This is a genomic window from Vibrio fortis (genome assembly GCF_024347475.1).
GTDB lineage: Bacteria > Pseudomonadota > Gammaproteobacteria > Enterobacterales > Vibrionaceae > Vibrio > Vibrio fortis.
Map to the genome: position 1 here is coordinate 3,155,327 of NZ_AP025487.1, position 16,590 is coordinate 3,171,916.

The following is a 16,590-nucleotide window of genomic DNA, read 5'->3' on the forward strand; positions in this document are numbered from 1 at the left end:
ACTTTTAATTTGATTTAAATAACTCTGTTATTTAAATCAGTCAGCTTTCCAAATTGTTAAAGAGCAGATTCATTTATGAACCATTTTTAAACACACTCCTAAGAATGCTTAAAGATGGTGGAGCTAAGCAGGATCGAACTGCTGACCTCCTGCGTGCAAGGCAGGCGCTCTCCCAGCTGAGCTATAGCCCCAACGAAATCGATATTGACCGCTATCTCTGGGAAAAGATAGTGGTGGGTCTGAGTGGACTTGAACCACCGACCTCCCGCTTATCAGGCGAGCGCTCTAACCAGCTGAGCTACAGACCCAATATCGTCTCTTAACTTTCTAAACCGTATCAATCTGTGTGGACACTTATCGTGAATATCTTCGTATAAGGAGGTGATCCAGCCCCAGGTTCCCCTAGGGCTACCTTGTTACGACTTCACCCCAGTCATGAACCACAAAGTGGTGAGCGTCCTCCCGAAGGTTAAACTACCCACTTCTTTTGCAGCCCACTCCCATGGTGTGACGGGCGGTGTGTACAAGGCCCGGGAACGTATTCACCGTAGCATTCTGATCTACGATTACTAGCGATTCCGACTTCATGGAGTCGAGTTGCAGACTCCAATCCGGACTACGACGCACTTTTTGGGATTCGCTCACTCTCGCGAGTTGGCCGCCCTCTGTATGCGCCATTGTAGCACGTGTGTAGCCCTACTCGTAAGGGCCATGATGACTTGACGTCGTCCCCACCTTCCTCCGGTTTATCACCGGCAGTCTCCCTGGAGTTCCCGACATTACTCGCTGGCAAACAAGGATAAGGGTTGCGCTCGTTGCGGGACTTAACCCAACATTTCACAACACGAGCTGACGACAGCCATGCAGCACCTGTCTCAGAGTTCCCGAAGGCACCAAAGCATCTCTGCTAAGTTCTCTGGATGTCAAGAGTAGGTAAGGTTCTTCGCGTTGCATCGAATTAAACCACATGCTCCACCGCTTGTGCGGGCCCCCGTCAATTCATTTGAGTTTTAATCTTGCGACCGTACTCCCCAGGCGGTCTACTTAACGCGTTAGCTCCGAAAGCCACGGCTCAAGGCCACAACCTCCAAGTAGACATCGTTTACGGCGTGGACTACCAGGGTATCTAATCCTGTTTGCTCCCCACGCTTTCGCATCTGAGTGTCAGTATCTGTCCAGGGGGCCGCCTTCGCCACTGGTATTCCTTCAGATCTCTACGCATTTCACCGCTACACCTGAAATTCTACCCCCCTCTACAGTACTCTAGTTTGCCAGTTTCAAATGCAGTTCCGAGGTTGAGCCCCGGGCTTTCACATCTGACTTAACAAACCACCTGCATGCGCTTTACGCCCAGTAATTCCGATTAACGCTCGCACCCTCCGTATTACCGCGGCTGCTGGCACGGAGTTAGCCGGTGCTTCTTCTGCAGCTAACGTCAAGAGATGCCGCTATTAACGACACCCCCTTCCTCACTGCTGAAAGTACTTTACAACCCGAAGGCCTTCTTCATACACGCGGCATGGCTGCATCAGGCTTGCGCCCATTGTGCAATATTCCCCACTGCTGCCTCCCGTAGGAGTCTGGACCGTGTCTCAGTTCCAGTGTGGCTGATCATCCTCTCAGACCAGCTAGGGATCGTCGCCTTGGTGAGCCATTACCTCACCAACTAGCTAATCCCACCTAGGCATATCTTGACGCGAGAGGCCCGAAGGTCCCCCTCTTTGGCCCGTAGGCGTTATGCGGTATTAGCCATCGTTTCCAATGGTTATCCCCCACATCAAGGCAATTTCCTAGGCATTACTCACCCGTCCGCCGCTCGACGCCGTTATCGTTCCCCGAAGGTTCAGATAACTCGTTTCCGCTCGACTTGCATGTGTTAGGCCTGCCGCCAGCGTTCAATCTGAGCCATGATCAAACTCTTCAATTTAAGATTTTGTGACTCAATGAATACTGATTACATTACATAGTAATGTTGAATTGACTGTGCCGATACTAAGTATCGATTGGTCACTCAGTTCATTGAAATCAAGTTGAAACCGAAGTTTCATTTTTGATATTCATCAACGAGTGCCCACACAGATTGATAGGTTTAAATTGTTAAAGAGCTTTGCTATCAACGCTTTAGCGCTGAAGCGGATGCGTATAATACGCGATTGACTCTGTAAGTCAACATAAAACTCTAAATTTATTTAGAACTTTATGGTGACTTGCTTAGATACCAAGCAAAGTCGCTATTTTGTTTTCATTTTTCTAAAAAATGAAAGTAAATAGAAGCCTGGCGATGTCCTACTCTCACATGGGGAAGCCCCACACTACCATCGGCGCTATTGCGTTTCACTTCTGAGTTCGGCATGGAATCAGGTGGGTCCACAACGCTATGGTCGCCAAGCAAATTCTTTCTTCTCTGATTTTCTTTCAGAAAAGTAATTTGGAAAGCTGTTTATTCTCTAAACTCATTCAAGTGCTCTTGTTTGCCTCTGCTTTTTAAAGCGGAAACAATGTTTTGAGTCCATCAAAACCCCTTGGGTGTTGTATGGTTAAGCCTCACGGGCAATTAGTACAGGTTAGCTCAACGCCTCACAGCGCTTACACACCCTGCCTATCAACGTTCTAGTCTTGAACAACCCTTTAGGACGCTTAAAGCGCCAGGGAAGACTCATCTCAGGGCTCGCTTCCCGCTTAGATGCTTTCAGCGGTTATCGATTCCGAACTTAGCTACCGGGCAATGCCATTGGCATGACAACCCGAACACCAGAGGTTCGTCCACTCCGGTCCTCTCGTACTAGGAGCAGCCCCCTTCAATCTTCCAACGCCCACGGCAGATAGGGACCGAACTGTCTCACGACGTTCTAAACCCAGCTCGCGTACCACTTTAAATGGCGAACAGCCATACCCTTGGGACCGACTTCAGCCCCAGGATGTGATGAGCCGACATCGAGGTGCCAAACACCGCCGTCGATATGAACTCTTGGGCGGTATCAGCCTGTTATCCCCGGAGTACCTTTTATCCGTTGAGCGATGGCCCTTCCATTCAGAACCACCGGATCACTATGACCTGCTTTCGCACCTGCTCGAATTGTCATTCTCGCAGTCAAGCGGGCTTATGCCATTGCACTAACCTCACGATGTCCAACCGTGATTAGCCCACCTTCGTGCTCCTCCGTTACTCTTTGGGAGGAGACCGCCCCAGTCAAACTACCCACCAGGCACTGTCCGTAATCCCGATTCAGGGACCAACGTTAGAACATCAACACTACAAGGGTGGTATTTCAAGGACGACTCCACCACATCTAGCGACGCGGTTTCAAAGTCTCCCACCTATCCTACACATGTAGGGTCAATGTTCAGTGCCAAGCTGTAGTAAAGGTTCACGGGGTCTTTCCGTCTAGCCGCGGGTACACTGCATCTTCACAGCGATTTCAATTTCACTGAGTCTCGGGTGGAGACAGCGTGGCCATCATTACGCCATTCGTGCAGGTCGGAACTTACCCGACAAGGAATTTCGCTACCTTAGGACCGTTATAGTTACGGCCGCCGTTTACCGGGGCTTCGATCAAGAGCTTCGACCGAAGTCTAACCCCATCAATTAACCTTCCGGCACCGGGCAGGCGTCACACCGTATACGTCATCTTACGATTTTGCACAGTGCTGTGTTTTTAATAAACAGTTGCAGCCACCTGGTATCTGCGACTCTCGTCAGCTCCATCCGCGAGGGACTTCACCGATAAGAGCGTACCTTCTCCCGAAGTTACGGTACCATTTTGCCTAGTTCCTTCACCCGAGTTCTCTCAAGCGCCTTGGTATTCTCTACCCGACCACCTGTGTCGGTTTGGGGTACGATTCCTTACAATCTGAAGCTTAGAGGCTTTTCCTGGAAGCATGGCATCAATGACTTCACCACCGTAGTGGCTCGACATCGTATCTCAGCGTTAAGAAAGTCCGGATTTACCTAAACTTTCCGCCTACGTACTTGAACCTGGACAACCGTCGCCAGGCCCACCTAGCCTTCTCCGTCCCCCCATCGCAATTGTAAGAAGTACGGGAATATTAACCCGTTTCCCATCGACTACGCCTTTCGGCCTCGCCTTAGGGGTCGACTTACCCTGCCCCGATTAACGTTGGACAGGAACCCTTGGTCTTCCGGCGAGGGAGTTTTTCACTCCCTTTATCGTTACTCATGTCAGCATTCGCACTTCTGATACCTCCAGCAGCCCTTACAGACCACCTTCAACGGCTTACAGAACGCTCCCCTACCCCGCACACTAAAGTGTGCAGCCGCAGCTTCGGTGTATAGCTTAGCCCCGTTACATCTTCCGCGCAGGCCGACTCGACCAGTGAGCTATTACGCTTTCTTTAAATGATGGCTGCTTCTAAGCCAACATCCTGGCTGTCTGAGCCTTCCCACATCGTTTCCCACTTAGCTATACTTTGGGACCTTAGCTGGCGGTCTGGGTTGTTTCCCTCTCCACGACGGACGTTAGCACCCGCCGTGTGTCTCCCGGATAGTACTTACTGGTATTCGGAGTTTGCAAAGGGTTGGTAAGTCGGGATGACCCCCTAGCCTTAACAGTGCTCTACCCCCAGTAGTATTCGTCCGAGGCGCTACCTAAATAGCTTTCGGGGAGAACCAGCTATCTCCAGGTTTGATTGGCCTTTCACCCCTAGCCACAAGTCATCCGCTAATTTTTCAACATTAGTCGGTTCGGTCCTCCAGTTGATGTTACTCAACCTTCAACCTGCCCATGGCTAGATCACCTGGTTTCGGGTCTATATCCAGAGACTGAACGCCCAGTTAAGACTCGGTTTCCCTACGGCTCCCCTAAACGGTTAACCTTGCCACTGAATATAAGTCGCTGACCCATTATACAAAAGGTACGCAGTCACGGGACAATGCCCGCTCCTACTGCTTGTACGTACACGGTTTCAGGTTCTATTTCACTCCCCTCACAGGGGTTCTTTTCGCCTTTCCCTCACGGTACTGGTTCACTATCGGTCAGTCAGTAGTATTTAGCCTTGGAGGATGGTCCCCCCATATTCAGACAGGATATCACGTGTCCCGCCCTACTCGATTTCACTGATTATGATGTGTCGGTTACGGGGCTATCACCCTTTATTGCGAGACTTTCCAGACTCTTCACCTGCATCATTAAAAGCTTAAGGGCTAATCCAATTTCGCTCGCCGCTACTTTCGGAATCTCGGTTGATTTCTCTTCCTCGGGGTACTTAGATGTTTCAGTTCCCCCGGTTTGCCTCTTGTTGCTATGTATTCACAACAAGATACTTACTTATGTAAGTGGGTTTCCCCATTCGGAAATCCCAGACTCAAAAGGTTTTTACTACCTAATCTGGGCTTATCGCAAGTTAATACGTCCTTCATCGCCTCTGACTGCCAAGGCATCCACCGTGTACGCTTAGTCACTTAACCATACAACCCGAAGAGGTCTTATGTATGGTAAACAACCAAGGTTTTTGGTTGTAATAAGAAGGGTTAGTTCTTATTACGTGTTTGCCGGACTCAATGGTGAATCAAACTAAGTTTGATTCGAATACAAGACACTTGAATGTGTTTGTGTTGTGTTTATCCAAAGGATAAACATTGAGAACTTTTAATTTGATTTAAATAACTGTGTTATTTAAATCAGTCAGCTTTCCAAATTGTTAAAGAGCAATAATAGCTCGAAGCTTTCGCTTCAAAACCATCAATCTGTGTGGACACTTATCGTGAACATCTTCGTATAAGGAGGTGATCCAGCCCCAGGTTCCCCTAGGGCTACCTTGTTACGACTTCACCCCAGTCATGAACCACAAAGTGGTGAGCGTCCTCCCGAAGGTTAAACTACCCACTTCTTTTGCAGCCCACTCCCATGGTGTGACGGGCGGTGTGTACAAGGCCCGGGAACGTATTCACCGTAGCATTCTGATCTACGATTACTAGCGATTCCGACTTCATGGAGTCGAGTTGCAGACTCCAATCCGGACTACGACGCACTTTTTGGGATTCGCTCACTCTCGCGAGTTGGCCGCCCTCTGTATGCGCCATTGTAGCACGTGTGTAGCCCTACTCGTAAGGGCCATGATGACTTGACGTCGTCCCCACCTTCCTCCGGTTTATCACCGGCAGTCTCCCTGGAGTTCCCGACATTACTCGCTGGCAAACAAGGATAAGGGTTGCGCTCGTTGCGGGACTTAACCCAACATTTCACAACACGAGCTGACGACAGCCATGCAGCACCTGTCTCAGAGTTCCCGAAGGCACCAAAGCATCTCTGCTAAGTTCTCTGGATGTCAAGAGTAGGTAAGGTTCTTCGCGTTGCATCGAATTAAACCACATGCTCCACCGCTTGTGCGGGCCCCCGTCAATTCATTTGAGTTTTAATCTTGCGACCGTACTCCCCAGGCGGTCTACTTAACGCGTTAGCTCCGAAAGCCACGGCTCAAGGCCACAACCTCCAAGTAGACATCGTTTACGGCGTGGACTACCAGGGTATCTAATCCTGTTTGCTCCCCACGCTTTCGCATCTGAGTGTCAGTATCTGTCCAGGGGGCCGCCTTCGCCACTGGTATTCCTTCAGATCTCTACGCATTTCACCGCTACACCTGAAATTCTACCCCCCTCTACAGTACTCTAGTTTGCCAGTTTCAAATGCAGTTCCGAGGTTGAGCCCCGGGCTTTCACATCTGACTTAACAAACCACCTGCATGCGCTTTACGCCCAGTAATTCCGATTAACGCTCGCACCCTCCGTATTACCGCGGCTGCTGGCACGGAGTTAGCCGGTGCTTCTTCTGCAGCTAACGTCAAGAGATGCCGCTATTAACGACACCCCCTTCCTCACTGCTGAAAGTACTTTACAACCCGAAGGCCTTCTTCATACACGCGGCATGGCTGCATCAGGCTTGCGCCCATTGTGCAATATTCCCCACTGCTGCCTCCCGTAGGAGTCTGGACCGTGTCTCAGTTCCAGTGTGGCTGATCATCCTCTCAGACCAGCTAGGGATCGTCGCCTTGGTGAGCCATTACCTCACCAACTAGCTAATCCCACCTAGGCATATCTTGACGCGAGAGGCCCGAAGGTCCCCCTCTTTGGCCCGTAGGCATCATGCGGTATTAGCCATCGTTTCCAATGGTTATCCCCCACATCAAGGCAATTTCCTAGGCATTACTCACCCGTCCGCCGCTCGACGCCGTTATCGTTCCCCGAAGGTTCAGATAACTCGTTTCCGCTCGACTTGCATGTGTTAGGCCTGCCGCCAGCGTTCAATCTGAGCCATGATCAAACTCTTCAATTTAAGATTTTGTGACTCAATGAATACTGATTACATTACATAGTAATGTTGAATTGACTGTGCCGAATCTTACGATTCGAATTGGTCACTCAGTTCATCGAAATCAATGTGATTCCTAAGAATCAATTTTGATATTCATCAACGAGTGCCCACACAGATTGATAGGTTCTAATTTTTAAAGAGCTTTACTTTTTGAGGCTTACCTCTCAAAGTGGACGGCCATTCTAGCGAATTAACATTCAGTGTCAAACACTTTTTGAAAATTAATTTCTTTCGAATTTTCGTCTTACTGATTACTGCTGAAGCCTTGTGGCGCCTGCCGTGTCAGTGAGGCGGCATTATAGAGATACCTAAGAACTTGGCAACTACTTTTTCATAAAAATTGAATAAATAGGGGTTAACTGCCTAATAGTTCATCAAAACCAAAAAAAGAGAGCATTTCTGCTCTCTTTTTGAACGAATTAATACGCTTTTAGTTAGATAAATGCGTAGGCATCAGCATACATATGCTCGCGTTTCGCATCTTTTTTCTCAGTAAACTGCTCTCTTGCAGCTCCCGCCATTTCAAAACGACCTGCAATATAGATGTCGTAATCAGCTAGAGACTCAAAGTTATGATTGATTGCTTCTAGAACATTACCTGTTTGACCGCTCCACGCTGCTGGTGCGTCTTCTACTACTGGCACAAAGTGAACATTGCTGTGCTTTTCTGCAATCTCCGTTAGCTCTGCTTTTGCGTACAGCTGGCGCTCATCTTTAGCACCCCAGTATAGATGAATCTCTTTTTGGCTATTCTGAGCGATGCAGTGATCAAGAATAGAACGTACATAACTGAAACCAGTACCACCAGCCACAAGTAATAGTGGGCGATCACTCTCTTCTTTTACCCATGCGTCACCGTGAGGCGCATCGATAGCGATATCGCCATCTTCCGCTAGTGCTTTCTGCATAGCTTCTACTACTTCAAGTGCGTAAGCGTTATGTTCTGCAGCACCGATATGCAGCTCTAGCTCACCTTCGTGACGGCAAGGACTGCTCGCAATTGAGAATGGGCGCTTATCTTTCTCACCCATTTCTACCATTAGGTATTGGCCCGCTTTGAACGCTACTGGTGTTTCAGGGTGAAGTAGAATCTGGTATGTATTACACGCCAATGGCTCGATAGACTTCACTTTACATTTAATTGTCATGCTATTCCTCTCACAGACCTTTAATCAGCAAAGGTCAGGACTAAATTACTTTCTGCTATTGCTTGGCAAGCGAAGATCCACCCTTGTTGCTGCTCTTTCTCTGTAAGCATTGGCTCAAGGTGGTAACTGACTTGCCCTTCTAGTTTTTTGCACATGCACATTGCACAAGCACCGACTTGGCAACGGTTGGGGAAGTTAATGTTGCTGTTGAGCGCAGCATCCAACACCGTTTGCCCTTTTTCTATATCGAAGGTGATACTCTCTGGATACAAGACTACTTGGTAGCTCATAAGATTCCTAGTTGTTCCCAGATACTATCAACTTTTTCAACAATCTTTGGATCTTTTGTGATTGGTGTTCCCCATTCACGTCGACACTCCTGTCCTTGAATCTTATTGGTCGCATCCAACCCCATACGAGACAGAGTAGATGGCTGTGATACGAAAATCGTGTCGCGCGCTGGATCCATTCGCGTAGTGATCGCCCAGATAATATCGTTCCAATCACGAACATTAACGTCGCCATCACACACAATCACAAATTTGTTATCTGCAAACTGCTGCCAGATCGTTTCCATCACCTCTTTTGCATGATGCGCCTTTGCTTTCTCAATCGAAACCACGACCATACTGCTATTGTCGTTCTGCAAATGAATATCGATGATTTCTGGATGAGTTTGTTTGATCTTTTGTAGCGCTTGCTCACATACAGGCTTATCTTCACTGGCGACTAGAGCTTCAGGAGACAGTTCAAGTTCAGCATCCCACTTCTTGGTGATATCCAGTCCCATCTTAGATCCCAGCCCAACCACTGGAGATGCAAAGTCGAGAGAATCAATTGGCGTACTTTCTATCATCAACGTGTCACGCTTAGGGCTCATGTGCTCGACCATCGCTCCCGTGACTTCAGACCAATCACGTGCATTGACGCTCTCATCGCATACCAAGACAAATTTGGTGTACATAAACTGACGCAAGAAAGACCACACTCCCATCATCACGCGCTTCGCATGACCTGGATACTGTTTCTTCATGGTCACTACTGCCATTCGGTACGAACAGCCTTCAGGCGGTAGATAGAAATCTTCAATTTCAGGGAATTGCTTTTGCAGAATTGGGACGAACACTTCGTTCAGCGCAACACCTAATACTGCAGGCTCATCTGGCGGACGGCCGGTGTAGGTACTGTGATAAATCGGGTCTTTACGCATGGTGATATGAGTAATGGTAAACACATGGTGTTTCTCTTTCTCATTGTAGTAACCCGTGTGATCACCATATGGACCTTCATCAGCAAACTCGTTCGGGTCGATATAGCCTTCCATCACAATCTCTGCGCTGGCAGGAACTTCTAGATTATTACTAATCGACTTAACCACTTCCGTTTTGCTACCACGCAGCAGACCTGCAAACGCATATTCGGAAAGCGTATCAGGCACTGGTGTTACAGCACCTAGAATCGTTGCTGGATCTGCGCCAAACGCAACCGACACAGGGAATGGCTTACCTGGATTGGTCTCCATCCAGTCTCGAAGATCGAGAGCTCCACCACGATGCGCTAGCCATCGCATGATGATCTTGTTCTTGCCTATCTTTTGCTGACGGTAGATACCCAAGTTTTGGCGTTTCTTGTTTGGCCCACGAGTAACCGTCAAACCCCAAGTTAAAAGTGGCGCTACATCATCTGCCCAACAGCTCATTACTGGTACTTTATCAAGATCAACCTCGTCCCCCTGCCAAACAACCTCTTGGCACGGCGCTTTACGAAGGCGCTTAGCTGGCATGTTCAAGACTTGCTTAAAGACCGGTATTTTTTCTATCGCATCTTTAAAGCCTTTTGGCGGCTCTGGCTCTTTGAGATAAGCCAATAACTTACCTACTTCGCGTAACTCTTTAACGTCCTGACGCCCCATGCCAATAGCTACACGCTGCGGCGTACCAAATAAATTGGTCAATACAGGCATGTTATAGCCAATTGGGTTTTCGAATAGCAATGCAGGACCACCAGCACGCAGTGTACGGTCGCTGATCTCTGTCATTTCATAATCGGGGTCGACAGGGTGAGAAATGCGCTTTAGCTGACCAATCCCTTCTAGGTGATCAATAAAGTCGCGTAAATCCTTATAACTCATAGGGCTTCTAATGCTGATTAATCTGCAAGCAGTATATCAAAAAGGGGCATCCTGAGATCCCCCTTTTTAGTAAGGTTATTGCGAGGTGAAACCCAGTTACGGTAGCACTTTCTGGATTACAGAACTCTTCACTTGCGGATTGTCGTTAACTAAGTCTTGTAGCCAACCGGTGTGACCTTGTTTAGCTAGCTCACGAGCGACCAGCGAAGCGTCATCTGCAATCGCCATACGAGAGACCAAAAACGCTTTTACATCATCCGACAGTGGGTTAACTCTTGTCAGTAAAGTGATTGCCTCTTCTTTAAGGCGTGGGTTCTTTGTTGCTGCCATCACCTGCTCTAACGCGAAGGGTTCTTTACTTGCGGCCAAACGTACTAGCTCAGCTTGGCTATGATAATCGGCTTTCATCTTCCACAGGATTTGGTAGACCTCAGGGTCTTCGCTGACTTGTGCCAAGCGTACAACCACTTCCGTCGATGGCAACCAACTCACAATTGGTGATTCGGTTAGTTGCTTAACAAGGTAATCGACCGCTTCTGGAGACAAACTATCAAGCTCTCGAACCAACAGAGCCTCTCGCGTTTGAACCTGATGCTCTGGCCCTGATAGCCACGACTTTAAATCAAGCTCTTTCTTTTCTGCATTCAGTACAAATACTAAGGTGTTCTGGTTTTCACGGAACTGCTTGATCAGGCGATTGGCGATAGATGGGTAATTAAATGCAGGCACCGTAAACTCGTAGCCATCTCCACGCTCTAACACTTGATAAGTGGGTGTAATAGCCAGTTGCTGCTCAACAAAAATCGACATCTTGGGAGTGAGAACAATATCTTGCTGCTCTAACTTTTTGAGCAGTTGATAGCGAGCCACTTCTTGCTGGGGAAAGGTAAGACGCTCAAGAGCAAAACGTAACGAATCTACTTCATCACGCATCACTAACTCTAAAAACTCTGAGGTCTTTTGTTTTACTTGGTCATTCTCCAGCCATGTTTCGACTGTTTGAGGAGACATCTCTGTCGCGAACGATGCGCTGACAGGAGCGAATAACAGTGAAGTAGACAGGAGTATTGACGACAACAGTCCATGTTGCATTTTAACTTCCTTGTAACACTTTTGGTTATTCTGCAAGCTACTAGCCAAAAATGCAAATAAAAAGCGCTACTCAGTGGCAGCGCTTTATAGTCATTCTAGATAACGGTATCTAACTTATTGACGACGCATTGCGTCAAAGAATTCATCGTTGGTCTTCGTCATTGCAAGCTTATCGATTAGGAATTCCATTGCATCGATCTCACCCATTGGATGAACAATCTTACGTAGGATCCACATCTTCTGCAGTTCATCGTTCTTAGTCAGTAGCTCTTCACGACGAGTACCTGAACGGTTGAAGTCGATTGCAGGGAAGACACGCTTCTCAGCGATCTTACGGTTCAAGTGGATTTCCATGTTACCCGTACCCTTGAACTCTTCGTAGATAACTTCATCCATCTTAGAACCAGTATCAACCAGTGCTGTTGCTAGGATAGTTAAGCTACCACCCTCTTCTACGTTACGTGCCGCACCGAAGAAACGCTTAGGACGGTGTAGTGCGTTCGCATCCACACCACCAGTCAGTACTTTACCTGATGAAGGTACTACAGTGTTGTAGGCACGAGCTAGACGAGTAATAGAGTCAAGCAGGATAACTACGTCTTTCTTATGCTCAACAAGACGTTTTGCTTTCTCGATAACCATTTCTGCAACCTGTACGTGGCGAGATGCTGGCTCATCGAATGTCGATGCCACTACTTCACCCTTAACTAGGCGTTGCATCTCGGTTACTTCTTCTGGACGCTCATCGATAAGAAGTACCATCAGCTCACACTCTGGGTGGTTGTGCGCAATGCTTTGTGCGATGTTCTGAAGCAACATTGTCTTACCCGCTTTAGGCGGAGCAACAATCAGACCACGCTGACCTTTACCGATTGGCGATGCAAGGTCTAGTACACGTGCTGTGATGTCTTCAGTTGAACCATTACCACGCTCCATAACCATACGCTCGTTAGCGTGTAGAGGGGTAAGGTTTTCAAATAGGATTTTGTTACGAGCGTTGTCTGGCTTATCGTGGTTTACCGTGTTTACTTTAAGTAGAGCAAAGTAACGTTCGCCGTCTTTAGGTGGGCGAATCTTTCCGGCAATTGAGTCACCAGTGCGTAGGTTGAAACGACGAATCTGACTTGGCGATACGTAAATGTCGTCAGGGCCAGCTAGGTATGAGCTGTCTGCGCTACGTAGGAAACCAAAACCGTCTTGCAGAATTTCTAGAACACCATCACCGAAGATGTCTTCACCACTTTTTGCATGTGCTTTAAGGATGGAGAAGATAATGTCCTGCTTTCTTAGACGAGCTAGGTTTTCTAGGCCTAAGCTTTCGCCAAGTTTAACAAGTTCAGACACAGGTCTGTTCTTCAGTTCTGTAAGATTCATTGTGGTGGATGCTTGTTTAGTCAAAATAAGATCTGTTTTCTAGTTAAGAGGGATTCGGTCACAGGATCGACCAAGAAGAGAAATTTGTTCAATTAACGTGCGATAAATTATCACTAAAACTAAGCCTAGTCTATAGCTTAGAAAAAACAAAACCGTGCATTTGTTAACTGCACGGTTTCTTTTTATTGCTTGCCTATTATAGGTTCGCGTCTAGGAACTCTTTAAGTTGAGTTTTAGACAGAGCACCAACTTTAGTTGCTGCTACGCCACCATCTTTGAAAAGAAGTAGCGTTGGAATACCACGGATACCAAACTTAGGTGGTGTACCCGCATTTTGGTCGATATTCAGTTTACCGATAGTGAGTTTGCCTTCGTACTCGTCAGCGATTTCATCAAGAATCGGCGCAATCATTTTACATGGACCACACCATTCTGCCCAAAAATCAACAAGAACCGGGCCTGCAGCGTTGATTACATCGTTATCAAAACCTTCATCAGTAAGCTGCAAAATCTTATCACTCATCTTCCACTCCAATGTGTTTTTTAGAACTGGTTGGATGATAACCAGTAAATAGATGCCCTATTGGAATGTATTTACTTTCGTATTGCAAGCTTAAGCTGATATTCTATAGCTATGAAAAAGACGCATATCACAGAGCAAAAGTTCGCCGATTTGGATTTAAACGCCCAAGTCATTGAAGGATTGGAGAAAAAAGGGTTCGAATATTGTACCCCGATTCAAGCCTTGGCGCTGCCGGTACTGCTCACCGGCCAAGACATCGCAGGCCAGGCCCAAACGGGCACTGGTAAAACGCTCGCGTTTCTTACTGCTACCTTTAACCACCTGCTAAATACGCCTGAACACGAAGGTCGCAAGCCAAATCAGCCACGTGCGATTATTATGGCGCCGACGCGTGAGTTAGCGATTCAGATCTTTAACGATGCTGAACCTCTTATCGCGAGTACAGGTATCAAAGCAGCACTTGCATACGGTGGCGAGAGCTACGATAAGCAATTAGCGAAGCTAGAAGATGGCGTAGACGTTCTGATCGGCACTACAGGCCGAATCATCGATTTCTACAAGCAGAAGGTATTTAACCTTAACCACATTCAAGCCGTTGTACTTGATGAAGCGGATCGTATGTTCGACCTTGGTTTCATTAAAGACATTCGTTTCTTGTTCCGTCGTATGCCTGAGCCAAAAGATCGCCTGAACATGCTGTTCTCTGCGACGCTGTCTTACCGCGTACAAGAATTGGCGTTTGAGCACATGCACAACCCTGAGCATGTTGTAGTTGAACCTGAGCGTAAAACCGGTCACCGCATCCAAGAAGAGTTGTTCTATCCATCAAACGAACACAAGATGGCTCTGCTACAAACTCTAATCGAAGAAGAATGGCCTGAGCGCGCTATCATCTTTGCTAACACTAAGCACAAATGTGAGTCAGTTTGGGGACACCTTGCTGCTGACGGACACCGCGTTGGCCTATTGACCGGTGATGTTCCGCAGAAGAAACGCGAGAAAATCCTTGAGCAATTCACTAAAGGTGAAGTTGATCTACTGGTTGCAACCGACGTTGCGGCACGTGGCCTACACATTCCTCAAGTAACCCACGTATTCAACTTCGACCTACCGGACGATTGTGAAGATTACGTTCACCGAATTGGTCGTACAGGCCGTGCTGGTGCAAGTGGTCACTCGATCAGCTTTGCTTGTGAAGATTACGCAATCAACCTTCCAACAATCGAAGAGTACATTGAGCACGCAATCCCAGTATCTGACTACGATGCTTCGGCACTTATTGAAGATCTGCCAGCGCCATTGCGCCTGCGCACGCGTAACCCGCAACAGCGCCGCTCAAACAACGGTGGTTCTCGTAACGGCAACCGTAAGCCGAACCAAAACCGTCGTCCACGCCAGCCGCGTCATAACAAGGAAGCTTAAACGCCTATGACTCAAACAGTGTCACCCCCGCTATACGCTGCTATCGACCTCGGGTCGAACAGTTTTCATATGCTCGTTGTGCGTCATATCGATGGCAGCGTCCAAACCATGGCCAAGATTAAGCGCAAAGTTCGTTTAGCTGCCGGCTTAGATGAAAATAATGCTCTTAGCTTAGAGGCTATGCAGCGAGGTTGGGATTGTTTGAGTCTCTTTGCTGAGCGACTTCAAGATATTCCTACTGAAAACATCCGCATTGTCGGTACAGCTACCCTGCGTACCGCAACCAATGTGGATATTTTCTTAGAGAAAGCGAACCAGATTCTTGGTCACGACATTAATGTTATCTCTGGTGAAGAAGAAGCTGCGACTATCTATAGAGGCGTAGCGCACACCTCGGGTGGCAGCGGCCGTCGTTTAGTGGTCGACATTGGTGGCGCAAGTACCGAGATGATCATCGGTGAAGGCTTCTCAGCCAAAGCACTAACCAGTCTGAAAATGGGTTGTGTGACTTGGCTAGAGCGCCACTTTAAAGATCGCCAACTAACGGCAAGCAACTTTGAGCACGCAATTGACGCTGCAAAAGCAACATTAGAGCCAATCCTAGAGAGCTACACCAAACTGGGTTGGGATGTTTGTGTTGGTGCGAGTGGCACAGTACAAGCACTTCAAGAGATCATGCTAGCGCAAGGTATGGATGAGGTTATCACCCATGCCAAACTTAAGCGTCTGCAAAAGCAAGCGATGATCGCCGAACGTTTAGAAGAGCTAGAGATCGAAGGGCTAACCCTAGAGCGCGCTTTGGTATTCCCAAGTGGCCTGTCGATTCTGATTGCAATTTTCGAGCTACTTGAGATCGACTCAATGACTCTAGCCGGTGGCGCACTGCGCGAAGGCTTAGCATATGAGATGGTAGATGAGCTGCGCCAAGATGATATTCGTGCGCGCACAATTGGTAGCGTTCAATCTCGCTACCAAATGGATACTCAGTACGCTGAGCAAGTCTCTCAGTTAGCTGAATCTCTCTATCAACAAGTTGGCAGTAGTGAGTGGATTTCAGAGCCACAAGCTCTTGTTATGCTGCAAACCGCCGCCAAGTTGCACGAGATTGGTCTCACTATCGACTTTAAAAAGGGTGGTGAGCATAGTGCTTACTTACTTCAGCACCTCGATTTGCCAGGTTTTACACGCGCGCAGAAGCACTTTCTTGGTGAGCTAAGCCGTCGTTACCGCGAACAGCTAACATCATTGCCAGAGCAACATGCCATTTCAGGCACAAGCGCCAAACGTGTACTGCGCTTGTTAAGACTTGCCATCCTGTTGACTCACCGTCGTAACCCAGACCTTGAGCCACAAGTGACGCTTTCTGCCGATGGCGACAACTTAACAGTAACTATCGATAAGCAATGGCTTGAGAGTAACCCTCTGACAGCTGCTGAGCTAGAGATTGAAGCCAACCGCCAAACGGATATCGGCTGGCCTTTACACATCATCGCAAGCTAGGCCCAAAGTTTCGCTTACAGAAAATAAAAAGGTCCCAAACAAGTGATTGTTTGGGACCTTTTCTATTCTTAC

General features: G+C 47.8%; 8 protein-coding genes, 2 tRNA genes and 4 rRNA genes. 2 read left to right on the plus strand and 12 right to left on the minus strand.

Annotated features, from left to right (window positions below; translation table 11 throughout):
* Positions 1-115 precede the first annotated feature (115 nt).
* The 12 genes from OCV50_RS14070 to trxA form a co-directional block, all read right to left on the minus strand.
* Positions 116-191, minus strand: a tRNA-Ala gene (locus tag OCV50_RS14070).
* A gap of 40 nt (positions 192-231) precedes the next feature.
* Positions 232-308, minus strand: a tRNA-Ile gene (locus OCV50_RS14075).
* Between the two features lie 66 nt (positions 309-374).
* Positions 375-1,927, minus strand: a 16S ribosomal RNA gene (locus OCV50_RS14080).
* Positions 1,928-2,273: 346 nt separating this feature from the next.
* Positions 2,274-2,389, minus strand: a 5S ribosomal RNA gene (gene rrf, locus OCV50_RS14085).
* 144 nt (positions 2,390-2,533) lie between these two features.
* A 23S ribosomal RNA gene (locus tag OCV50_RS14090) occupies positions 2,534-5,425 on the minus strand.
* A gap of 311 nt (positions 5,426-5,736) precedes the next feature.
* Positions 5,737-7,289: ribosomal RNA gene (locus OCV50_RS14095) — 16S ribosomal RNA — on the minus strand.
* Together the 16S, 23S and 5S rRNA genes with 2 tRNA genes alongside form the textbook arrangement of a ribosomal RNA operon.
* Before the next feature lie 473 nt (positions 7,290-7,762).
* Positions 7,763-8,476, minus strand: a complete 714-nt coding sequence (gene fre, locus OCV50_RS14100) for an NAD(P)H-flavin reductase (protein WP_150895980.1) — start codon at positions 8,474-8,476, stop codon at positions 7,763-7,765.
* Between the two features lie 20 nt (positions 8,477-8,496).
* Positions 8,497-8,766, minus strand: coding sequence for a 2Fe-2S iron-sulfur cluster-binding protein (locus tag OCV50_RS14105; protein ID WP_261903319.1), 270 nt, complete (start codon positions 8,764-8,766; stop codon positions 8,497-8,499).
* The gene (gene ubiD, locus OCV50_RS14110; RefSeq protein WP_261903320.1) at positions 8,763-10,607 is read right to left on the minus strand and encodes a 4-hydroxy-3-polyprenylbenzoate decarboxylase; all 1,845 of its coding nucleotides are present in this window, start codon (positions 10,605-10,607) and stop codon (positions 8,763-8,765) included. The genes OCV50_RS14105 and ubiD overlap by 4 nt, the downstream gene beginning before the upstream one ends.
* A 96-nt stretch (positions 10,608-10,703) precedes the next feature.
* Positions 10,704-11,699: a hypothetical protein gene (locus OCV50_RS14115; RefSeq protein ID WP_261903321.1), complete on the minus strand. Its 996-nt coding sequence runs from the start codon at positions 11,697-11,699 to the stop codon at positions 10,704-10,706.
* Positions 11,700-11,813: 114 nt separating this feature from the next.
* On the minus strand, positions 11,814-13,073 hold the full coding sequence (gene rho / locus OCV50_RS14120; RefSeq protein ID WP_032552271.1) for a transcription termination factor Rho: 1,260 nt from the start codon (positions 13,071-13,073) through the stop codon (positions 11,814-11,816).
* Positions 13,074-13,269: 196 nt separating this feature from the next.
* Positions 13,270-13,596, minus strand: coding sequence for a thioredoxin TrxA (gene trxA / locus OCV50_RS14125; protein WP_032552270.1), 327 nt, complete (start codon positions 13,594-13,596; stop codon positions 13,270-13,272).
* Between the two features lie 111 nt (positions 13,597-13,707).
* Between trxA and rhlB the strand changes: the two genes are divergently transcribed.
* Positions 13,708-15,018 (plus strand): ATP-dependent RNA helicase RhlB, encoded by a 1,311-nt coding sequence (gene rhlB, locus OCV50_RS14130; RefSeq protein WP_239843133.1) that lies wholly within the window; start codon positions 13,708-13,710, stop codon positions 15,016-15,018.
* A 6-nt stretch (positions 15,019-15,024) separates the two neighbouring features.
* Positions 15,025-16,518 (plus strand): guanosine-5'-triphosphate,3'-diphosphate diphosphatase, encoded by a 1,494-nt coding sequence (gene gppA, locus OCV50_RS14135; RefSeq protein ID WP_261903322.1) that lies wholly within the window; start codon positions 15,025-15,027, stop codon positions 16,516-16,518.
* The last annotated feature ends 72 nt before the right edge of the window (positions 16,519-16,590 follow it).

Coding starts and splice junctions, on each gene's coding strand:
- gppA (WP_261903322.1), top strand. CDS start 15,025: ATGACTCAAACAGTGTCACCCCCGCTATACGCTGCTATCGACCTCGGG.
- OCV50_RS14105 (WP_261903319.1), bottom strand. CDS start 8,766: ATGAGCTACCAAGTAGTCTTGTATCCAGAGAGTATCACCTTCGATATA.
- trxA (WP_032552270.1), bottom strand. CDS start 13,596: ATGAGTGATAAGATTTTGCAGCTTACTGATGAAGGTTTTGATAACGAT.
- rho (WP_032552271.1), bottom strand. CDS start 13,073: ATGAATCTTACAGAACTGAAGAACAGACCTGTGTCTGAACTTGTTAAA.
- OCV50_RS14115 (WP_261903321.1), bottom strand. CDS start 11,699: ATGCAACATGGACTGTTGTCGTCAATACTCCTGTCTACTTCACTGTTA.
- rhlB (WP_239843133.1), top strand. CDS start 13,708: ATGAAAAAGACGCATATCACAGAGCAAAAGTTCGCCGATTTGGATTTA.
- ubiD (WP_261903320.1), bottom strand. CDS start 10,607: ATGAGTTATAAGGATTTACGCGACTTTATTGATCACCTAGAAGGGATT.
- fre (WP_150895980.1), bottom strand. CDS start 8,476: ATGACAATTAAATGTAAAGTGAAGTCTATCGAGCCATTGGCGTGTAAT.